Raw genomic sequence first — 21450 nt, forward strand, 5'->3', positions numbered from 1 at the left:
CATCACGAAACTTGGCGTTTACGTTCCTTTTGTCCGGCCTGCCGCATGAGCCCGTGGCGCGCCGCGTAATCCATGACGGCGGCGACATTGACAGTGCGGAAGGCGTTTTCTTCGAGCATGACCGAAACCCGGTCGCGCTCCGAGAATGAAAGCTCGCGCTCGCCATCGAGGGCGATCGAGCCTGAGGTGATCTGAGGCCCATGGGCTTTGCCGGCGCTGAGCCTCTGCCAGCGGGCGATGCCGATCGGGCGCATATAGCCGGGCGCGATCGGCACGTTGAGCGTGAGGGCCGCCTCTTCCGTCGGCGCCAGCAGCACATGCAGGCCGCCCGGCTCCGAGCGCTTCACCGGCTCGAGCAATCCGGCGATGGCCGACATGCCGATGACCTCGGGCTCGGCGAAGGTGACGAACAGCTCGCGGAACGTCTCGGGCTTCCACAGGGCCCTCGCCCCCACCACCCGCTCGGTGACGAGCGCCACATCGACCAGCGCGATCTCGGCCGCCTGGTCGTTGATGCGGACCACGAGCTTCTTGTTGGGCGCATAGGCGACCGCCTCCGGCACCCGGCCAGTTACCGCGAGGCCGACGGCGAGCCCGGTGATGGTGGGTTCGCGATGTTCGGGAAAGGCATTGTTGGTGCCGGTCGAGATGCCGGCGATCGGAATATCGCCCGAGCGCGAGACGACGGCGCGATGGGTGCCGTCGCCGCCCAGGACCACGATCGCCGCGATACCTTGCTGGCGCATGAGATCGGCGGCCCGCACCGTGTCGTCCACCGTCCCCGTGACGGTCATGTCGAGATAGCTGAGGTCCGGGAATTCATGCTCGCCCAGATTGCGGGAGCGCTCGACGCCGCGCCGCACATGGTGCCTTATGCCGCCATTGTCGGGCATCATCACCACCCGCTCGATGCCGGAAGCCTTCAGGCAGGCGAGCACCCGGAGCACGATATTGGCGCGGTCGGTAATCTGGAGGCTGGTCGCATTGGCGATCACGCGACGTATGTCACGTGCCGATACCGGATTGGCAATGATGCCGACAGTCGGAGCCAATTTGGGTTCCTCCGACACTACGATGACTCGTGAAATTATTTTTCACAAGCCTCAACGTGCGATCCCGTCGCGTCATGGGACCATTGTCGTAGAGGACCGGTACAAAAGGTGGTGACAGGGGCCGAAATGATCATTCTGAACGGGAAAGAATGCTAAAATTCCAGGACCTCCGCCGGGACGGACCAGGAGTTGAAGCTTTTTTTCATGGCTGGGCGGCAGGGCACCGCAGCGCTAAGGTCATTGCCGCGTGCGCGTCTTCGCCACCCCCAGGCGGCGACCTACCGCCCGTGACCGATCGGTAACCATTTATTTTCAAAGCCTTCCCCTTGACGCTCCAGGCCCTCTGCCCTATCTGAGCGGGCAGCTGTTGGCACTCTTAATCGACGAGTGCTAACAGGCGCCGGAAACGGGGTTGGGAGGCCTCGCTTTCATTGCTCCAGGCTCCGGCGACCCCATCGAACAATGCGACCAACGAAGGAGACATCGCATGAAGTTCCGTCCTCTGCACGACCGAGTGGTTGTGCGCCGAGTTGAGGAAGACACCAAGACCAAGGGTGGCATCATCATCCCCGAAACCGCCCAGGAAAAGCCGATGCAGGGCGAGATCATCGCCGTCGGCCCGGGTGGCCGCGACGAAGCGGGCAAGCTGATCCCGATCGACGTCAAGGCTGGCGACATTGTCCTGTTCGGCAAGTGGTCGGGGACCGAGGTCAAGATCGACGGCACCGAATATCTGATCATGAAAGAGTCGGACATCATGGGCGTTCTCGAGGGCAAGTCGTCCTCGAAGAAGGCGGCCTGATCTTATCCGTCTGTAGCTCAACATTTCAGTAGAGGAATAACAACATGGCAGCGAAAGAAGTCCGCTTCGGTGGCGAAGCCCGTGAGCGCATGCTCCGCGGCGTCGACATTCTCGCCAATGCGGTCAAGGTCACGCTCGGTCCCAAGGGCCGCAACGTCGTGATCGACAAGTCCTTCGGCGCGCCCCGCACCACCAAGGACGGTGTGACGGTCGCCAAGGAAATCGAACTCGAAGACAAGTTCGAGAACATGGGCGCCCAGATGGTGCGCGAAGTCGCCTCCAAGACGAATGACGTCGCGGGCGACGGCACCACCACGGCTTGCGTGCTCGCCCAGGCGATCGTGCGCGAAGGCGCCAAGGCGGTTGCCGCCGGCATGAACCCGATGGATCTGAAGCGTGGCGTCGATCAGGCTGTCCGCGCCGCCATCGAGGACATCAAGAAGCGCTCGAAGAAGGTCAAGGGCTCCGACGAAGTCGGCCAGGTTGGCACCATCTCCGCCAATGGCGAGAAGGACATTGGCGACATGATCGCCAAGGCCATGCAGAAGGTCGGCAACGAAGGCGTCATCACGGTTGAGGAAGCCAAGTCGCTCGACACCGAACTCGACGTCGTCGAGGGCATGCAGTTCGACCGCGGCTATCTCTCCCCCTACTTCATCACCAACGCCGACAAGATGATCGCCGAGCTCGAGGACGTTTACATCCTCCTGCACGAGAAGAAGCTGTCGGGCCTCCAGGCCATGCTCCCGGTTCTCGAAGCCGTGGTGCAGACCGGCCGTCCGCTCCTCATCATCGCTGAGGACGTCGAAGGCGAAGCTCTCGCCACCCTCGTCGTCAACAAGCTCCGTGGCGGCCTCAAGGTCGCGGCCGTCAAGGCCCCGGGCTTCGGCGATCGCCGCAAGGCCATGCTGGAGGACATCGCTGTCCTCACCGGCGGCCAGGTGATCTCGGAAGATCTCGGCATCAAGCTTGAGAACGTCACGGTGGAAATGCTCGGCCGCGCCAAGCGCGTGCGCGTCGAGAAGGAGAACACCACCATCGTCGACGGACATGGCAAGAAGAACGACATCCAGGGCCGCGTTGCCCAGATCAAGCAGCAGATCGAAGAGACGACGTCGGACTACGACCGTGAGAAGCTCCAGGAGCGCCTGGCCAAGCTCGCGGGCGGCGTCGCCGTCATCAAGGTCGGCGGCTCGACGGAAGTCGAAGTGAAGGAGCGCAAGGACCGCGTCGATGACGCGCTCAATGCGACCCGCGCTGCGGTCGAAGAAGGCATCGTGCCGGGCGGCGGCGTCGCTCTGCTGCGCGCCAAGAAGGCCGTTGATGCCCTGAAGTCGGACAATGCCGACATCCAGGCCGGCATCAAGATCGTGTCGAAGGCTCTTGAAGCCCCGATCCGCCAGATCGCCGAGAACGCCGGCGTTGAAGGCTCGATCGTCGTCGGCAAGGTGCTCGAGAAGTCGGGCAACTTCGGCTTCGACGCGCAGAACGAAGAGTATGGTGATCTCGTCGAGAAGGGCATCATCGACCCGACCAAGGTCGTGCGTACCGCTCTTCAGGACGCTGCTTCCGTCTCCTCGCTCCTCATCACGACCGAAGCCATGGTCGCCGAGAAGCCGAAGGACAAGGCCCCGGCTCCGGCGATGCCGGGCGGCGGTGGCATGGGCGGCATGGACTTCTAATCCAGCCGATCAGGCAAGAAACACGAACCCCGGTGGAAACACCGGGGTTTTTTTTCATGCCCGAATGATCTCAACGCCGGCGAAGGCTTTCACCTCCGTCTCGCGCGTCACCACAATCGAGGTGAGGTCTTTCATGGCGCAGACATTGAAAGCCGAGACCGCACCCAGCTTTTCAGCAGTGACCAGCACAACAGTCTCCGCCGACCGCGCGATCATTGCGCGCTTGATCGCCGCCTCCTCGAAATCCCCCGTGGTGCCGCCCTCCTCCGGATGGAGGCCGGTCAGGCCGACGAAGCCCAGATCGATGCGCAGACGCTGGATCTGCTCGAGCGCTTCCGCCCCGACCGCAACCATCGAGTGCCGGAACAGCCGGCCGCCGATCAGGATCACCTCGACAGCCTGATGCGGCTCGAGCGCCGCGGCGATGGTCGGACTGTGGGTGATGACGGTGAAATCGAGACCGAGCGGCAGCGCCCGGACGAGCTCCAGATGCGTCGTCCCGCCATCGATGAAGACGCGCTGCCGGCGCTGGATCAGGCTCGCTGCCTTGCGGCCAAGCCGGGACTTCTCATCCGTCGCCATGGATCGTCGGGCGGCGATATTGGCAACCGTCGGAGACGCCGGCAGCGCCCCGCCATGCACCCTTGTGAGCCGGCCCTCGCCTGCGAGTTCGCGCAAATCCCGGCGGATCGTGTCCTCGGAGAGCCTGAGCTCGGCGCTCAGCTCCTTCGCCACGATCCGGCCGTCCCTGGCCAGCCGGTCGAGCAGCAATTGTTTTCTCTGTTCCGTCAGCATTGCACGAATTTACACGATCTTGCACGAAATGTCACGAACTGATAAGACCAGCCGTCAGTTAACTCTGGAGTGTCCCATGTCGAAGAAACCCATGATGATCCTGATCGCCGGCCCCTATCGGTCAGGCACCGGCGATGATCCGGCCCGGATGGCCGCCAATCTGAAGCGCCTCGAAGAAGCCTCCTGGCCGATCTTCGAAAAAGGCCATGTGCCGATGATCGGCGAATGGGTGGCGCTGCCGATCTGGCAGACAGCGGGCGGCAAGGAAGTCGGCGACACGCTCTATGACCGCGTCCTCCACCCGACAGCGGGACGGCTGCTTGAGCATTGCGACGCGGTCTTGCGCCTCCCGGGCGATTCGAAGGGCGCCGAGGAAGATGTGCGCATCGCGCGCCGCCGCGGCATCCCGGTCTATCACGATATTTCCGAGATACCCGATCACGCTGCCTAAGATCGGCCAGAAACCACCTGTTCACATTGTGTAACGAAGGCAGGGCTTCGGTCCCGCCTTTTCTATGTTATGGATCGCCCGTTCAGGAGGACTTTCATGCGCTTTGGATCACCGATGCTGTTCGCTGGGTTGGCCGCTCTCGTCGTCGCCACAGGCGGCGCAAAGGCACGCGAGGAGATCCCGCTCGTATCCGGCACCTACGCCCAGAACATGGACTGGTGCCAGATGATGAACCGCGCCGATCCGAACGGCCCCGACTACAAGGACAAGCGCGCTTTCATCAATCTGACCCAGGACGAGATCAACTGGAACACCTCGGTCGGCCAGATCACCGATGTCAGCATCGACCGCAAGACCATCAATCTGGCGGTGCAGCTGACGACCGACGGTCAGACGAAAGCCGTCGCCTTGCCGCTCGTCCGCAAGTCGAAGAAGGTCTTCGTACTGTACGGCGTCAATTTCTATCACTGCCCGACCTATATGCCCAATCCGCGGCTGGGCCGCTGATCACCACAGCACCGGCCGCGCGATCATCAGCCAGAAGACGCAGAGAAGGCCGATGAAAGCGGGCCAGCCGAGAACGAACCACAGGCGCATCGCCCGCCGGTAATCGTCACCCAACGGCGCCCCCTGCGCCGCGGCGCGGCTCGCCAATCTTTGCACCTTGATCTGCAAGGCGACGACCGGCAGCCAGCAGGCGAGCGCCAGAAAATAGAGGCAGAAGCTCGCGACCAGCCAGGATTCGCGAAAGTCGATGCCGGACAGATGCGCCAGCGCGATGCCGGTCACCGGCTGTACGACGCCGCTCGTACCGGTGAAGATCCAGTCCGCTCTGACAACCATGCGCCCGACCGAGGCGATGATGCGCGGATCACCGCTGCGATGCGCCAGCCAGAAATAATAGGCGGTGCCGGCGCCGAAGCCGAACAGAATGGTCGAGCTCACCACATGCAGCCATTTGATGAGCAGATAAGGATCGATCATCTCTGCTCCCTCAGAACGCCGTGGCAAAGCACCGCCGCCACGATCGGGATGTTCTTGAGCAGCGGCCCCAAGGGATCGAGCCACAGCACCGGCAGCGCGAAAGTGAGCGCCAGTGTGTAGCCGGCGATGACGATGAGCTGCGCCACGGTGGCTTTGCGCCCGCTCAACACCAGGAAACAGATGGCGAGATCGATGAGACAGGTGAGCACGACGACCGGCATGGCCAAGCCCGACGGAAGCCCCAGCGCTGCGAGAACCTTCTGCGCCAGCGGCAGGCCGGTGAAAAAACCGATGAGCCCCGAGAGGAGCCACATCAACGCCAGCGCGAATTTGAGCACCGGCGCCATGAAGAACAGCCGCGCATGCCAGCGATCCTGTACTTCGGCCGGCTCCTCGGCCATGAACTGGGCAAGCGAGCGGGGCGTGAAGCCGATCTCGCGCGCGAAGCGCTCGCCATCACCTTCATTGCCCGCGATGAGCTGCGCCAGGCTGTTGCTGGAGACAGGGCCCCTGCCCATCCGGTCGCCGAGCCCGGCAAGCCCTCGCATGACACCCATCGGAATGGAGAGGTACGGCGCGGGCGGCAAACCGAGCCAAGTCCGGTAACGGGAGAGCAGATCACGCAGCGAAATGATCTCAGGTCCCGCGGGTTCGAGAACCTGCCGGCTGAAACGCCCCTCCTCGCAAACGACCCGTACCGCTCGAGCAAGGTCCTGGGCATGCAGCGGCGAGAAGGCAAAATGGCTGTCGCCCACCAAAGGCGTGAACAGCGGCAGGCCGGCAAGCCCACGGATGAGCGAGGTGCCGCCATAGGAACCCTTCGCCACGATGAGCGAGGGTTTCAGAATGGTCCAGTCGAGCGGGCCATCCTGCAGCAGCTTCTCGCCGGCGAGCTTGGCGCGCGCATAATCGGTGTCGACTTCAGGCCTGGCGCTGATGGCCGAGATGAGCACCACCCGTTTCACGTCAGCTTGCGCGCACGCTTCATAGAGCGCCCGCGGCGCCGTGACATGCACGGCCTCCATCCCGGCGCCGCTGAGAACACCTGCCGCATTCACCACCGCATCGACACCTGCGAGCCGCGGCAACCAGTCGGCGACGGCGACATCTCGCGCCAGATCGCAGGCGACCGCCGCAGCACCGGGAAAAGCGCGCGCGAAATCCGCCGCGCGCCGCACGGCGCCTACCGGCTGATGGCCACCTTTCAGCAATTCCGCCACGATATGCCGGCCGATGAAGCCGCCCGCCCCCAGAACCAGAATGCGCAAGTGAAATCTCCAGAGCAAATCCCGCCAAAGTTGAAGACTTTGGCGACAAGGATTTGCTCCAACTTGTTGATTTTGGCGCGAATCCCATTCAGCGAAGTGATTTCACCGCGCCGGGATGCGCGCCAATGAAATCAAGCCGATCGTAATAGGGATTGACGATGATTCGCAGAGCCATGACGATGCGCCCCGGCAACTCCATGAGGCAAGCATGACGACCGACTATGATTATGAGCTGGGTTCCTTCGGCCGCCCGGTCACGACCCGATCGGCCGACGCGCAGAAATGGTTCGATCGCGGCCTCGTCTGGTGTTACGGCTTCAATCATGAGGAAGCGGTACGCTGCTTTGAGAAAGCGACCAAGGCCGACCCCGATTGCGCCATGGCTTGGTGGGGCATCGCTTATGCCTCCGGCCCCAATTACAACAAGCAATGGAAGGCCTTCGACACGGTCGATCTCGAACGGTCGCTGACGACCGCCCACAAGGCAACCGCCGAGGCGCTGCGGCTGAAGGACAAGGCCAGCGCCGTCGAGCGCGCCGTCATCGAGCCGCTGGCCCTACGCTACCCGTCGCGTGAGCCGGGCCAGGTGACTCCAATCTGGAATGACGATTATGCCGCCGCCATGCGCAAGGCCTATCAGGCCCATGGCCAGGATCTCGACGTGGCGACCTTGTTCGCCGAGGCAATCATGAACCGCACGCCCTGGCAATTATGGAACATCGAGATCGGCGCGCCCGCCGAGGGGGCCGACACGCTGGAAGCGATCGAGGTACTGGAGAAGGCCATGAAGCAGCCGGGCGGCAACGACCATCCGGGCCTCCTCCATATGTATATCCATCTCATGGAGATGTCGCCGACGCCGGAGCGCGCCCTTAGAGCCGGCGACCGTCTGCGCCATCTCGTGCCCGACGCCGGGCATCTGCTTCACATGCCGACCCATATCGACGTGTTGTGCGGCGACTATCACAATGTCGTCGAATGGAACGACCGCGCCATGCAGGCGGACCGCAAATATTTCGCGCGCGAAGGTGGCTTGAATTTCTATTCGCTCTATCGCTGCCACGACTTCCACTTCAAGATCTACGGCGCGATGTTTCTCGGCCAGTATGTCCCCGCGATTACCGCCGCTGAGGAGATGGCCTCTACCCTCACCGAAGAGCTGCTCACCGTCGAGGTGCCGCCGATGGCCGACTGGCTTGAAAGCTTCGTGCCGATGAAGCTCCATGTGCTGATCCGTTTCGGCAAATGGCGCGAGATCATCGCCGAGAAAGTCCCCGCAAACGCCAAGCTCTATTGCGTGACGACGGCGCTGACGCACTACGCCAAGGCGGTGGCGCATGCCGCGTCGGGCGACGTGCCGGCGGCAGAGGCGGAAGCCAAACGTTTCGAGGCCGCGGTCGCGCAAGTGCCACCGACGCGTTATCTCTTCAACAACACGGCGCTCGATATCTTGGCAATCGCCGCCGAGATGATGAAAGGCGAGATCGCCTATCGCAAAGGCCGGTTCGACCAGGCCTTCGCTCACTTACGCAAGTCGGTCGAGCTCGACGACTCGCTCCCCTATGATGAGCCCTGGGGCTGGATGCAGCCGACCCGCCATGCGCTGGGTGCCCTCCTCCTCGAGCAGGGCAAGGTGGCGGAAGCCGAGGCGGTCTATCGCGCCGATCTCGGCCTCGACAAGACGCTGCGCCGCGCCTGCCAGCATCCGAACAATGTCTGGAGCCTGCATGGCTATCACGAATGCCTGGAGAAGCTCGGCAAACACACCGACGCGATCATCATCAAGAAGCTGCTCGACATTGCGGCGGCGCGCGCCGACGTGCCGGTCAAGGCGTCCTGCTTCTGCCGACTCAAAGCTGTGGCTTGAAGAGGATCTTGCCGCACCGGCTGGCTTGCGCATTGTGCGCCAGGGCGACGCGATACGCGGAGAGTGGATAACACGCTTCGATCGTCGTTGCGGCGAGGCCTGAGCGAATATCGTCGAACACCTCAGCCATCGCGGCCCGAAGCTCCGCGCGGGAGGCGGCATGGACCCAGTTGCGCAGCCAGAAGGGCTTTACAGATCGAAGGCCGGGCGGAAGCGGCCTGCCTGAAAGCAGTCCGTAATGCATAAGAGCACCGCCAGACCTGATCGCCTGCGCCATCGCCGCGCCATCGTCACCGCCGATGGCGTCGAAACCACCATCGAGCGGTGGCAGAGGCTCACCCGCCAGGATCACATTGCAAATTGGTTCATCCGCGAGCAGCGCCATAGCTTGCTTGGACCGCACGATCGCCAGCGATCTGATGTTCATCGCATCGAGCAGGCGCAGCAATATACGACCGATGGCGGAGTTCGCCGCATTGACCGCGACCAGCATTCCAGGCGACGGCGCCAAGGTTCGCAGTATGAGCCGCGCGGTCAAGGGATTCACATAGGCCGTCGCCGCTTGCTCATCACTGAGATCGTCGGGCACCGGAATGCACCATTCGGCCGGCAAAGCCTTGAAACTCTGCCATCCGCCCGCTGAACCGAGCGGCAGGACTCTTTGCCCCATGCGAAGGCCGGAGACTTCCGCGTCGATTGCGTCGATCACCCCCACGCCTTCGAAACCGGGAACGAAGGGCAACGGTATCCGAAAGGAATAGGCGCCGGAGACCGACACCAGATCGGAGGGATTGATGGCGCTGGCCCGCATGCGCACCACGACGCCCGATGGCTCGGGCTCAACGCGCGGCGCCGGCTCGCAGACAAGCACATCGGCCGGTGCTCCGAAACCATGGGCGACGATACGCAGCATGCAGTCGGCCGGAGCTCTGTCAGCTCGGCTTGTAGACCCGGAGGAAGAAGGTCACGGCGCGTGCCACATGCTGAGCGATATCCTCTTCACTCGGCGTCGGCGCCGCATTGAACAGCTGGCGGCGGATGAGCACCGATTGCGAGAGGTCCATGAATTGCTGGGCGGCGAGCGAGCAATCCTCGATCGCCAGCACGCCCACATCCACTTGCGCCGCGAGATAGTCGGCGAGCTTGCCGGCGCAGACCTTGGGGCCACGCTCATAATACTCGGCGCCGATCTCCGGCATGCGCTCGACGATCGAAAAGACGGTGCGCATCGCCCTTATGTAATAAGGGCTGGTCATGATCTTGAGGAAGTCGCTGCCGAAGCGGTTGAGCACCTTGACGATGTCGTGGTCACTGTGATCGAGGGTAACCACATCCCACAGATCGGCGCGCTTCTCCTCGGCGATCAGATCGACGAACAGACGCTCCTTGTTCTCGAAATAGACATAGAGCGTGCCTTTCGACACGCCGGCGACTTTGGCGATGTCGTTCATGCTGGCGCCATCGAAGCCTTTGGCCAGGAACACCTTGCGGGCCCCTTCCAGGATCTGCCGGCGTTTGCGCGGGTCCTGCCCTGGCGCCAGTTCGGCGGCGGGCGGTCCGTCCAGTTCCATCACGCTCACTTCACAACTCCATCGGCCGGTCCGGCTGTGATTCAGGGACTCGCAGGATACCACAAACCACCGCAGCGGAAGCCTTACGGTCGGATTAAATTTGACCGAACCGTTCGGTTCGATCTTGATTTAGGGCTTCAGGAGGCCTATTTCAAGCCATTCAGCCTCATTGACCGAACAGTTCGGTCATTTTGACCCTCCAGTTTTGAGGATCTGCGATGAACAAGATCGTTCTGGCGCCCGAGCAAAGCGAAGCCATTAAAACCGATCACCCTGCCTTGCGGCGGGAAAAAACCGAAGCGCCCGATTTGCCGAAGCCCGCCCGGAGCGACGCGGCGCCGCTTCCGCCGGCCCTCGCCCCGGCCAAACCGGCCGAGGCGCCCCCTGCCCCGCCGGCCAAACGCCGGAGCGGCAAAAGCCTGGCCCTGATCGCCGCCGGGCTGCTGGCCGGCACCGCCGCTGTCTATTTCGGCCATCAGTGGTGGACGGTCGGCCGCTTCCAGGTCGAGACCGACGATGCCTATGTCGGCGCCGACTTCACCACCATTTCCCCGCGCATCGCCGGCTATGTCGTGAACGTGCCGGTCGAGACCAACAGCACGGTCAAGGCCGGCGATCCCCTCGTCACCCTCGATGACTCGGATGAACGCCTGGCAGTCGCCACGGCACAAGCGCAGATCGCCTCGCAGCAGGCCACGATCGACCGCATCGACCGGCAGATCGAAGCGGCGAGGACAACCGTCATCCAGGCTCAGGCGCAGATCACCTCGGCCCAGGCCGATCTCGATCTCACCAGCGCTGACCTGAAACGCGCCGAGCGCTTGAAGCAGAGCGACTTCGCCACCCAGCAATCGCTCGAGCAGGCCCAGGCCAATCAGGAAAAGGCGCAAGCGGGGCTCGAAACCGCCAAGGCGGGCCTCACCTCGGCTGACGCCAATGTCGCCGTGCTCCAGGCTCAGCGTGTCGAGGCCGAGCGCGCTCTGGATCAGGATCACAACACGCTTGCCCAGAAGAACCTCGATCTCGAGCGCACCGTCGTGCGCGCGCCCTTCGACGGCGTCATCGGCAATCGCGCCGTGCAGTCGGGCCAGTTTGTGTCGCCCGGCCAGCGCCTCCTGGCGCTCGTGCCGTTGAGCGAGGTCTATGTCGATGCCAACTACAAAGAGACGCAGCTCGCCGACATTCATGTGGGCGCGCCCGCTTATATCGCGGTCGATGCCTATGACGAGACGCCGGTGACCGGCACCGTGACCAGCATCGCGCCCGCTTCCGGCGCCGTCTTCAGCCTGCTGCCGCCCGACAACGCCACCGGCAACTTCACCAAGGTCACCCAGCGTGTCGCGGTGCGTATCGCCGTTCCCGCCAATGTCGCGGCCGAAAGCCTGCTCAGGCCCGGCATGTCGGTCGTCGTCTCGATCGACAGCCGCGACAAGGGAAAAACCGTCGCCGCGAAATAAGGCATGACGCCATGGACACCCCCACCGACATCATGCCGAGGCGCCGGCTCTTCGCCTTCATCGCCATGGCCGTCGGCATGTTCATGGCGATCCTCGACATCCAGATCGTCTCCTCGTCGCTGAACGAGATTCAGGCCGGCCTCTCCGCCGGCGCCTCTGAGATCTCCTGGGTACAAACCTCTTATCTCATCGCCGAAGTGGTGATGATCCCGCTGTCGGGCTTTCTCAGCCGCGCTCTGTCGACGCGTTATCTCTTCGCCATTGCCGCCGGCGGCTTCACCCTCACCAGCGCGCTCTGCGCCACTGCCACCTCGATCGACCAGATGATGATCTACCGGGCGCTGCAGGGCTTCATCGGCGGCGCCATGATCCCCTCGGTCTTCGCCGCCTCCTTCACCATCTTCCCACCGCAGAAGCGCGGCTCCGTCACGGCGATGGTCGGCCTCATCGCCACCATGGCGCCGACCATCGGCCCGACCGTCGGCGGCTATCTGACCAATCTGTTCTCCTGGCACTGGCTGTTCCTGGTCAATGTCGTGCCGGGCATCGCGGTGACGGCCGCCGCCTATTTCCTCATCGATTTCGACAAGCCCGACTTCAAGCTGCTGCGGAAATTCGACTATATCGGCCTGGTGACGCTGGCGGCCTTCCTGGGTGGACTCGAATATGTGCTCGAGGAAGGCCCGCAATATGACTGGTTCAGCGACGACACGGTGCGCAATCTCGCCATCGTCTCGGGCGTCGGCGCCGTCCTGTTCTTCTGGCGCGCCTTCACCGCCGAGGAGCCGGTCGTCGATCTCAGGACCTTTGGCGATCGCAACTTCGCCACCGGCTCGATATTCTCCTTCTTCATCGGCGTCGGCCTCTATGGCCTCGTCTATCTCTATCCGGTCTTCCTGGCGCGGGTCCGTGGCTACGACTCGCTGCAGATCGGCGAGACGATGTTCGTTACCGGCCTGTTCCAGATGATGACGGCGCCTTTTGCCGGCCGCCTCGCCCAGCGCTTCGATGCGCGCTGGATCGTCGGCTTCGGCATGGTGCTGTTCGCCGTCTCCTGTCTCGAGCTCGTGCCGATCACCAAGGACTGGGCCTTCGTCGAATTGTTCATCCCGCAGGCCATGCGGGGCGTCGCTTTGATGCTGCTGATCGTGCCCGTTTCGATGCTGGCGCTCGGCACGCTGTCGCCGCAGCTCATCAAGAACGGCTCCGGCCTCTTCAACCTCACCCGCAATCTGGGTGGCGCCGTCGGCCTCGCCCTCATCACCACACTGCTCAATGACCGCACCGATCTCCACATCGCCAGGCTGCATGAGGCGGTGAATTGGAGCAGCCAGGCGGCGGTCGAGCGGCTTCAGACCATGACGCAGGCTTTCAGTACCCGCCTCGGCAGCGACAGCGAGCTGGCGGCGATCAAGCTGATGACCCAGTCGGCGCACCGGGAGTCCCTGGTGATGGCCTTCTCAGATGTCTTCCTCGTTCTGGGCGCGGTGTTCCTGACGATGGTTCTGCTGGTGCCTCTGGTGCGCAAGCCCGCTCCACGTGGCGCGCCCGCCGGCGGTCACTAGCTCGGAAGGCTAGTGAGAGGCCGAATGAGCAGCCTCGACGACCTTGAGGCGCCACAACGCCCTGAGCGCCAGATAGTAGACCGCAATAGCGACGATCGTGAGCAGGATGCCGGTCGTGAAGCCATCCTCGATTTCTTGCGAGACCTCGAATCCCGATGAGCCGAGCACGGCATTGAAAATCGGCATCGCGGACGTCACCAGATAATAAGCGGCGATGCCGATGGCCGGGAACGCGATGCGCGCGGCTTGCAGGCGCGTCTCGCGCCGCAAGTGCCGAACCGATTGTTGTGAATGAAGGTGGGAATCGCGCATAGGCCCTCTGGTATCTGCTTGGTTTGGAGCAGAATTATAATCTCCAAGTGACATTTCAGAAAGGAAGGACCGTGGCGGGCCTTGCGCCGGAATTCCGACGCAGAGTCGTCTTATCTCTCGTGGAGAGAGTTTGACGAATGAATATGCAAAAACCCATCGATCCGGCCGAGATCGAGGCCGCTATAGGTCTTGATTCCCGTTCCAAAACAAAACGTTGGAGCCGGAAATTCGTGTATTTTCTCATCGGCGCGGCCGCCCTGGGCGGCCTCGCTTACTGGTATGGGTCACCAGACTCGTCAGCCGCCAGATTCGTCTATGACACGACGCCTGCGGTCATGACGCCGCTCACCGTCACGGTGACCGCCACCGGCACCGTCCAGCCTACCACGCAGGTCGATGTCTCGAGCGAAATCTCGGGCGTCGTGCGCACCGTCAATGTCGACAACAACAGCCTGGTCAAGAAGGGCGACGTGCTGGCCGGCCTCGACGTCAAGCGCCTCAATGCCCAGCTCGGCCGCGCCAAGGCGACACTTGCCGCCAGCGAGGCGAAGCTCGCCGACGCCAAGGCTACCTTGGAGCAGCGCCGCCTCGCTTATGAGCGCCAAGCCGCCTTGAGCAAGAAAGGCTTCGCCGCCACCCAGACTCTCGACGATGCGACCGCAACCCGCGACAGCGCCATCGCCGCCGTCGCCTCGGCGGAAGCCGATATCGAGGTCGCCAAGGCCGATATCGCGCTGCAGGAGATCGACATCGGCAAATCGAGCATTGTTTCCCCCGTCGACGGCATCGTGCTGAAGCGCGCCGTGCAGCCCGGCCAGACGGTCGCCTCCTCGCTCCAGGCGCCGATCCTCTTCACCCTCGCCGAGGATCTGAAGCGCATGCAGGTCGAGGCCAATATCGACGAAGCCGACATCGGCGCAGTGAAGGCCGGCCAGGACGCCCAGTTCACCGTCGATGCCTATCCGGGCAAGGCCTTCCCGGCCAAGATCGAAACACTCGAATTCTCGCCCCTCACCACCGACGGCGTCGTCACCTACAAGGCCATCCTCACCGTCGACAATACCGAGCTGCTGCTGCGTCCCGGCATGACGGCAACGGCTCAGATCATCACGCAGAAGGTTCCAGACACGCTGGCCGCGCCCAATGCCGCCTTGCGCTACCAGCCGCCGCAGCGTCGTACCGAGACCGGCTTCGATCTGACCCGCATCTTCTTCCCGCGGCCGCGCGGCGGCCGCGGCGAGCCCAAGCGCGACACCCCGGCCAATGAGCGCAGCATCTACGTCCTCAAGGATGGCAAGCCGCAGCAGGTGAGTGTCACCACCGGCGTCACCGACGGCAAGCTAACCCAGATCCTTCAAGGCGATCTCAAGGGCGGCGATCAGGTGATCACCACCTCGCGCTCGGCTGGACAATGACGAAGCTTCAGCCCTTCATCGCCTTCGAGAAGGTCCAGAAGATCTATGGCGAAGGCGCCGGCCGGGTCAAAGCGCTGGCGGGTGTCGACCTCGCCATCGAGCGCGGCGAATTCCTCGCCATCATGGGCCCGTCGGGCTCCGGCAAATCGACCGCGATGAACATTCTGGGTTGCCTCGATAAGCCGACCGCCGGGCGTTATCTCTTCGGCGGCGCCGATGTGACGGCGCTCAGCCGCGACCAGCGCGCCTTGCTGCGGCGCAATTTCCTCGGCTTCGTCTTCCAGGGCTATAATCTCCTCGCCCGCACCACCGCGGTCGAGAATATCGAGCTGCCCCTCGTTTATCGCGGCACGCCGCGCCATGAACGCCACGAGCGCGCCATCGAGGCTCTGCGGCTCGTCGGCCTGGAAGGCCGTGAGCATCACACCCCGGCGCAGCTGTCGGGTGGCCAGCAGCAGCGTGTCGCCATCGCCCGCGCCATCGTCACCGATCCATTGGTGCTGCTCGCCGACGAGCCGACCGGCAATCTCGACACCGCGCGCAGCCATGAGATCATGGAGCTTCTGACCCGCCTCAATGACGAGCGCGGCCTCACCATCATCATGGTGACGCATGAGCCCGACATGGCCGCCTTCGCCCACCGCACCATCCGGTTCCTCGACGGCCATATCGAGTCCGAGCACCGGCGCGAGGCCGCCTGATGTTGTGGGAAGCTTTCAAGCTCGCTCTGCTGTCGGTCCGCCGCAATGTGCTGCGCTCGATCCTGACGCTGCTCGGCATCGTCATCGGCGTCGGCGCGGTGATCGCCATGGTGACCATCGGCAATGGCACGACGCAGCGCGTGACCGAGGATCTCTCCAAGCTCGGCAGTAATCTGCTGATCGTGCAGCCCGGCCGCAACACATTCGGCCCCGGCGGCGCCGGCCAGGAGAACCGCTCCTTCGACGACCGCACGCTGGCGAAATTGCGCGCCGAGCTGACCGGCGTGCGCGCCATAGCACCGTCCGCCACCCGCGCCGCCACGCTCATTTATGGCGCGCTCAACTTCGCGACCACGGTGACCGGCACTGATTCCGAGTTCTTCGCCGCCCAGGACTGGAGCTTCGCGCAAGGCCGTCCTTTCACCGATGGCGAGGTCAAATCCGGCAGCGCCGTCTGTATCATCGGCAAGAGCGTCGAGGACGCCCTCTTCACGCCCGATAGCGGCCTCGGCAAGCGGATGCGCGTCGGCACGATTTCCTGCGACGTGATCGGCGTGCTCGCCAGCAAAGGGCAAGGCGCCTTCGGCAACGACCAGGACAATACGGTCGTCATGCCGCTGCGCACCTATCAGCGCCGGCTCGCCGGCAATACCCGCATTCCCACCATCTATATTTCGGCGGCGACGGCTGAGGACATTCCCGCCGTCACTGCCAGTACCGAGCAGATATTGCGCGAGGTCCGCCGCGTCGGTCCCGACAAGGACGACACCTTCACGGTACGCGACATGAGCCAGATCATCTCGACCATGACCTCCACCTCGACACTGCTCACCGGCCTGTTGAGCGCGGTGGCGGGCGTCAGCCTGCTGGTCGGCGGCATCGGCATCATGAATATCATGCTGGTCTCGGTCACCGAGCGCACCCGAGAGATCGGCATTCGCCTCGCCATCGGCGCGCTCGAGCGCCAGGTGCTCACCCAGTTCCTGGTCGAGGCGCTGGTGCTGGCTTTGCTGGGTGGCGTGATCGGCATCATGCTCGGCCTGGCGCTGGCCGGCGCCGCCGGCTATTTCCTCGCCATTCCCTTCGCGCCGAGCCTGTCGATCATCGTGCTCGCCTTCCTGTTTTCAGGCGCTATCGGCCTGGGCTTCGGATTCTTCCCGGCGCGCCGCGCCGCCAGGCTCGATCCGATCGAGGCATTGCGCCACGAGTGACGTCTTCTCTCCTTCTAAAAACCCCTCACGCTGAGGTGCGAGCGAAGCGAGCCTCGAAGCATCCATCAGGATGAGGGGGATAGATCAAACTAGGCCAATCACATATTCTAAAATTCGACACCGAGCCTGGCATTGAAGCCATTGTCGCTAACGCCGTCGCCGAACTGGCCCTGATAGGACGCGCCGAAGCTGACGCTGTCGGTGAGCTTGAGAGCGAGCCCCGCCTCAACGAGCACCGTGTCGCGCGCCATCGGCACGCCACGGATGCCGAACGCGTCGCCGCCGTCGAAAGCGAGCTGCGTCTCCGGCGTGACATCACCGAAAGCATGCTGCCAGCCGATCATGCCGGTTGCTACTGTCACCATATCCCCCAGGCCGAAGCGGACTTCCGGCCGAAGGCCCAGCGTCGTCACGACACTGTCGGACGAAGACGATTTGCTTTCGAGCGCCGCCGCCCCGCCCTTTTCGGTGAAGCTCTCGGTGTGGAGATTGACATAGGCCGCATTGGCGAAGGGTTCGATCACCAGACCGCCGAGATCGGCACGATAGGCCAGCTCGCCGAAGACCTGCGCGGTACCGGCGCCATAATCGGCCGCGAGCTCGTCGACGATCGGGCTGGTAACCTCGCGTTTTGTCGCGATGTCGCTCCACGAATAGGCCGCACCCGCCCGCAGGAACACGTTGTCCCAATTGGTGCCGGCATAGACCGCCGCATGATAGCCATCGGCATCACCCGACGAGCGCCGGTCGTCGACATCGAAGCTCGTCTGGCTGTAGCCGCCGGCGACGCCGAGGCGCCAGCCGCCGACCAGCGTATCGACGCCGGCAATGACGCCACCGGTCGAGCGGTCGAGCGCGGCGGCATTGCCGTCATCGTCCCAGTCGCCCCAGCTGCCAAAGCCCTGCATCCAGAAGCCGGAGGACTTGCGCGCCACCGAATAATCGGCGGCAGGCTCGACTGTGCTGTCGCCAACGGCCACAGCCATCCCGGCATCCGACTGCACCGCCGAACGCAACCGTCCGGTCACCGCGTCGCGCAGGAAATGGCTGTCCGCCAGCAGCGTGCTCTTGAGCGAGCCATGAATCTCGCCCGACAGCTGGTCGAGCGTGTTCTGGATGAGCGCCGCATCGTCCTCGAGCAGCACGAACGCGAGATAGAGCGCATTGCCGGCACCAAGACTGTCGATGCCACGTGACGTCGCCTTCTGGTTAGCCGTGCGACCATAGTTGGCAAAGTCGATGTCGTTGCGCGCCAGGGTCAGATAGACATTGTTGTCGTCATAGCTGAGCGAGGGATCTAGAAAGGCCAGATTGTCGTTAACGTCGGCGAACTCACCCTCGACACCGGTCGTGGCGGTGAGGATCGTATAGGTGGTGAAGGGCATGTAGATGTCGTCGGCGGCACGCACATCCACGAGACCGCCTTGGAGATAGGCCGTGCCGGTGACCTCGATCAGATCAACCGGAACCGGCACATTGGTCGCCTCGACTTCGAGTGTGGAACCTGCTTTGAAGGTGATGTCACCATTGACCTTGAGCGTCCCGATCGAATTGCCGGCGGCGACGGTGGCGCCGTCATTGACGGTGGTGGCCCCCACTGTCCCGATGCCTTCGAGCCGCCCGCCGTCACGGACATCGAGCGTGCCCCCGAGCTTGCCATTGACGCGCAATATGCCGTCCTCGATCGCCGTCTTGGCCGCATAGGTCGAGCTGTCGCCGGTGAGGGTGAGCATCCCTGTGCCGGTCTTGACGAATTCCGAGCCGACATTGGCGGCAGAAATCACACCACCGATCACATCATCAAGACCGAGCGCGCCCACCTTGAGACGCACGAGATCGGATGAGAACTGGCCGACCACAACCGCGCCGTCGCCCGAGAGCGATCCGATCTCGGCATCCGACGTTTGGAATCGGACGATGACCGATCCGCCCGCCTGATTTTCGACCGTGGCGCCGGCTGCTTTCGCGCTTCCCTCGAAATAGGCGAAACCACCGGTCTCGTTGACGATCTGGGCGCTGCCGCCATTCGTCTTGCCTTGCAGATAGACGGCGCCGCCATTCCTGTTGGTGATCGAGGCCGTGCTGAGAGTAGCGATACCGGCCCCGCCATTGTCATAGAAATACGTCCGGCTGTTGGCACCATCATTGGAAATGCTGGCGCTGCCGGCATCACCTTCAACGAACGACACCGTTCCTCCGTTGTTGATGATCGTCGCGCTGCCGGCCGCACCGCCATAGAAATTGAGGCGGCCGTTTTTTCCGGCGGTCAAGGTGATCTGCGCATCCGCCGCCGTCGTATCTTTCGCGAAATTGACGTCGCCCAGTCCGATGGTGATGTTCAAGTTCCCCGCGCTCACCGGTGTGGCGGCGGAGGCGGCTTGAAACCACAAAACTGGCAGACCCGAGCCCGGCACACCGTCATGGGCTACCTCGACCGTCCCTGAACCGAGTGCGCCCGTGGCGCCAGCGACCAGAGTGCCATTGCGGACGTCCGTGCCACCGAGATAGGTATTGGCCTGATAGAGCCTCAGCGTGCCCTTGCCGGTCTTGATCAGGCCGCCATCGCCGCTGACCACCCCCTGCAGGCTGAGCCCGGAGTCCTCGCCGATCTTGAATGTGCCGTCGGCATTGAGCGTAACTTGCCGGACCGATGTGGTGTTGAAGGTCTCGATCGTCTCCAGTGTGCCGCCATTGAAGGTCAGCCCGCCAGCGGCCGCGCCGAGATTGGAATCCATGCGGATCTGCAAGGTGCCGCCGTCGATGAACGTGCCGCCCGCATAATTGTTGCCAACATTGCGGAGCGTGAGGATGCCATCGCCCGTTTTGCGCAAGCCGGCCGTACCGGTGACGGTCGTGCTGATCGTCGCGGTCACACCGCTTGCGACATCGATAACCGACTCGGCACCGCTTGCTGGCAACAGATCGAGCGTACCGCCGCTCAGGGTGTAGCCGCTTACTTTGAACTGCATTTCGGTGATGCCGACAGTGCCTTGAACCGTGACCGTCCCACCGGTCCCCTGGAAGATGGCCGTCTCGTCCCCGAAACCGCTGTTCCAACTCGTATTGGCCGCACCGCTGCTATCGGTCCACGTGAACCCGTTGTTGCTCCAGGTCCCTGCGCCGCCATTGACGACATTGTTGCTGGCCGGACCGCTGCCATCCCAATACTTGTCGGCGAGGACAGGTGAGGTGAAAGCGGCGATCCCGCCCAAGATGGTGCTCGCCAGCAGAGCGTGACGACGCCCGGCAAAATTTCTATGCATGTGGCCCCCAGATGCTAGAGGAATCCCACTGCATCGGAATATCCGAGCGTGCAACCGGAGATGGACGACATGACATGCCCGTCGGACGAAACGACATCGCTCACAAAGATTTAATCTAGATGCCGAGGCGCTGACGCAAGGCTTGCCGGTAGGGCCGCGAAACGGACCAGCGCTGCGCCACCCGCCGCAGCTGCACCTCCCAACGTCCGCTCGAAATCTGCCGGTCCAGCTCGGCGACATGTTTGAGATGGACGATGGCGGTGCGGTTGATGCGCTGGAACGTCGCCGCCGGCAGGAGATCCATCCAGGTGCCGAAGGCGCGTGTGTCGCTGACGACCGAGCCATCGGCGAGCCAGATGTCGGTGTAATTATGGTTCGAGCGCAGCCCCAATATCTCATCGAGGCGGACGCCGCGCACCCGGCCCTGCCGCGTCAGATAGACGAGCGGCTGATAGGGAACGGGTTCATCTCCTTCGTGACCGCGCCCGCGGATATGGCCATAGCGGGCACGTCCGATCAGTTCGGCGCAGCGTTGAAGACCCAGAACATCGCTTTCACTCCAGCGCTTCGGCGCGCGCGTGGTGTCGAAGCCTATGCAAGCGCGCAGCCGGCCGTCGTGAAAGACCGGAACCGACAACACACTCTTGTCCGCCTGGCGGAGCAGCTCGGTCTGAAGCGAGCGCGCCCCACGCGGGAGTGCGGTGACATCATGGATGAGCACCGCCCGGCCATGCACCAGGTCCCGCTGCAGCCAGGCGATCATCGTCACCGGCGCATCTTGCAGATCCTGCACGAAGGCCTCGACCCCGCGCCGTGTCCATTCATGTGTGTTGCGGAAGGACAGGAGCTTATCGTCATATTCGAACATCCAGGCGCGATCGGCCTCGGCCATGGGGCCTCCCGCCGCGAGGATCGACATGATGGCTTCATCGACCGGCTGATCGAGCAGGAAAAGGGCGGCCGAATAGGCCCAGTCCGAACCCCCGCCGGCGGCCGGCTCCAGGGGTTCCATCGTCTCGAATGCCCGATTCTTCATTCCGGAAAGATAGCAATT

At 63.4% G+C, this 21450-nt stretch carries 19 protein-coding genes; 10 read left to right on the forward strand and 9 right to left on the reverse strand.

Features of this window, described 5'->3' with window-relative positions:
• Nucleotides 1-2: 2 nt before the first annotated feature.
• Nucleotides 3-1052 carry an ATP-NAD kinase family protein gene (locus JHL16_RS11715; RefSeq protein WP_200185036.1) on the reverse strand — a complete coding sequence of 350 codons (1050 nt, stop codon included), beginning with the start codon at nt 1050-1052 and terminating at the stop codon, nt 3-5.
• Between the two features lie 487 nt (nt 1053-1539).
• Here JHL16_RS11715 and JHL16_RS11720 point away from each other — a divergent pair, with 487 nt between their 5' ends.
• Entirely contained in the window at nt 1540-1854 is a 315-nt protein-coding gene (locus JHL16_RS11720; protein WP_119270047.1) for a co-chaperone GroES, read from the forward strand.
• A 44-nt stretch (nt 1855-1898) separates the two neighbouring features.
• A complete protein-coding gene (groL, locus tag JHL16_RS11725) occupies nt 1899-3536 on the forward strand; it encodes a chaperonin GroEL (RefSeq protein ID WP_200185037.1) in 1638 nt (545 codons plus the stop codon).
• Between the two features lie 54 nt (nt 3537-3590).
• Here groL and JHL16_RS11730 read toward each other — a convergent pair whose 3' ends face one another.
• Nucleotides 3591-4331 carry a DeoR/GlpR family DNA-binding transcription regulator gene (locus tag JHL16_RS11730; RefSeq protein WP_200185038.1) on the reverse strand — a complete coding sequence of 247 codons (741 nt, stop codon included), beginning with the start codon at nt 4329-4331 and terminating at the stop codon, nt 3591-3593.
• 91 nt (nt 4332-4422) lie between these two features.
• On the opposite strand from JHL16_RS11730, the gene JHL16_RS11735 reads away from it, so the two are divergent.
• Together JHL16_RS11735 and JHL16_RS11740 are read left to right on the forward strand one after the other, a co-directional pair.
• On the forward strand, nt 4423-4782 hold the full coding sequence (locus JHL16_RS11735) for a DUF4406 domain-containing protein (RefSeq protein WP_137859134.1): 360 nt from the start codon (nt 4423-4425) through the stop codon (nt 4780-4782).
• 96 nt (nt 4783-4878) lie between these two features.
• The gene (locus tag JHL16_RS11740) at nt 4879-5289 is read left to right on the forward strand and encodes a hypothetical protein (RefSeq protein ID WP_200185039.1); all 411 of its coding nucleotides are present in this window, start codon (nt 4879-4881) and stop codon (nt 5287-5289) included.
• On the opposite strand, the gene JHL16_RS11745 is transcribed toward JHL16_RS11740, so the two are convergent.
• Nucleotides 5290-5766 carry a DUF2269 family protein gene (locus JHL16_RS11745; RefSeq protein ID WP_200185040.1) on the reverse strand — a complete coding sequence of 159 codons (477 nt, stop codon included), beginning with the start codon at nt 5764-5766 and terminating at the stop codon, nt 5290-5292.
• A complete protein-coding gene (locus JHL16_RS11750) occupies nt 5763-7034 on the reverse strand; it encodes an SDR family oxidoreductase (protein WP_200185041.1) in 1272 nt (423 codons plus the stop codon). The genes JHL16_RS11745 and JHL16_RS11750 overlap by 4 nt, the downstream gene beginning before the upstream one ends.
• A gap of 208 nt (nt 7035-7242) precedes the next feature.
• Between JHL16_RS11750 and JHL16_RS11755 the strand changes: the two genes are divergently transcribed.
• Nucleotides 7243-8901: a tetratricopeptide repeat protein gene (locus JHL16_RS11755; protein ID WP_200185042.1), complete on the forward strand. Its 1659-nt coding sequence runs from the start codon at nt 7243-7245 to the stop codon at nt 8899-8901.
• Here JHL16_RS11755 and JHL16_RS11760 read toward each other — a convergent pair.
• Nucleotides 8885-9814 carry a zinc-dependent alcohol dehydrogenase family protein gene (locus JHL16_RS11760; RefSeq protein ID WP_200185043.1) on the reverse strand — a complete coding sequence of 310 codons (930 nt, stop codon included), beginning with the start codon at nt 9812-9814 and terminating at the stop codon, nt 8885-8887. The genes JHL16_RS11755 and JHL16_RS11760 overlap by 17 nt on opposite strands.
• Nucleotides 9815-9833: 19 nt before the next feature.
• Nucleotides 9834-10472 (reverse strand): TetR/AcrR family transcriptional regulator, encoded by a 639-nt coding sequence (locus JHL16_RS11765; RefSeq protein WP_246771014.1) that lies wholly within the window; start codon nt 10470-10472, stop codon nt 9834-9836.
• A 218-nt stretch (nt 10473-10690) separates the two neighbouring features.
• On the opposite strand from JHL16_RS11765, the gene JHL16_RS11770 reads away from it, so the two are divergent.
• Nucleotides 10691-11929, forward strand: a complete 1239-nt coding sequence (locus JHL16_RS11770) for an HlyD family secretion protein (RefSeq protein ID WP_200185045.1) — start codon at nt 10691-10693, stop codon at nt 11927-11929.
• Between the two features lie 11 nt (nt 11930-11940).
• Entirely contained in the window at nt 11941-13494 is a 1554-nt protein-coding gene (locus tag JHL16_RS11775) for a DHA2 family efflux MFS transporter permease subunit (protein ID WP_200185046.1), read from the forward strand.
• Between the two features lie 9 nt (nt 13495-13503).
• Here the strand turns inward: JHL16_RS11775 and JHL16_RS11780 are convergent, their stop codons facing one another.
• Nucleotides 13504-13764 carry a hypothetical protein gene (locus JHL16_RS11780; protein WP_200185047.1) on the reverse strand — a complete coding sequence of 87 codons (261 nt, stop codon included), beginning with the start codon at nt 13762-13764 and terminating at the stop codon, nt 13504-13506.
• 272 nt (nt 13765-14036) lie between these two features.
• On the opposite strand from JHL16_RS11780, the gene JHL16_RS11785 reads away from it, so the two are divergent.
• Genes JHL16_RS11785 through JHL16_RS11795 form a run of 3 tightly spaced genes read left to right on the forward strand, consistent with a single transcriptional unit; the run spans nt 14037 to nt 17133 of the window.
• Complete coding sequence (locus JHL16_RS11785; protein ID WP_348647200.1) at nt 14037-15221, forward strand: efflux RND transporter periplasmic adaptor subunit; 1185 nt, start codon at nt 14037-14039, stop codon at nt 15219-15221.
• The gene (locus JHL16_RS11790; RefSeq protein WP_137859060.1) at nt 15218-15922 is read left to right on the forward strand and encodes an ABC transporter ATP-binding protein; all 705 of its coding nucleotides are present in this window, start codon (nt 15218-15220) and stop codon (nt 15920-15922) included. Before JHL16_RS11785 ends, JHL16_RS11790 begins: the two co-directional genes overlap by 4 nt.
• Nucleotides 15922-17133 carry an ABC transporter permease gene (locus JHL16_RS11795; protein WP_200185048.1) on the forward strand — a complete coding sequence of 404 codons (1212 nt, stop codon included), beginning with the start codon at nt 15922-15924 and terminating at the stop codon, nt 17131-17133. Before JHL16_RS11790 ends, JHL16_RS11795 begins: the two co-directional genes overlap by 1 nt.
• 107 nt (nt 17134-17240) lie before the next feature.
• Here JHL16_RS11795 and JHL16_RS11800 read toward each other — a convergent pair whose 3' ends face one another.
• Both JHL16_RS11800 and JHL16_RS11805 read right to left on the reverse strand, forming a co-directional pair.
• Entirely contained in the window at nt 17241-20396 is a 3156-nt protein-coding gene (locus tag JHL16_RS11800) for an autotransporter outer membrane beta-barrel domain-containing protein (RefSeq protein WP_200185049.1), read from the reverse strand.
• Nucleotides 20397-20511: 115 nt separating this feature from the next.
• On the reverse strand, nt 20512-21432 hold the full coding sequence (locus JHL16_RS11805; RefSeq protein WP_200185050.1) for a LytTR family transcriptional regulator DNA-binding domain-containing protein: 921 nt from the start codon (nt 21430-21432) through the stop codon (nt 20512-20514).
• Nucleotides 21433-21450 lie beyond the last annotated feature (18 nt).

The sequence above is a fragment of the Taklimakanibacter albus genome, from assembly GCF_016595235.1.
In the GTDB taxonomy this organism is placed as follows: Bacteria; Pseudomonadota; Alphaproteobacteria; order Rhizobiales; family Aestuariivirgaceae; genus Taklimakanibacter; species Taklimakanibacter albus.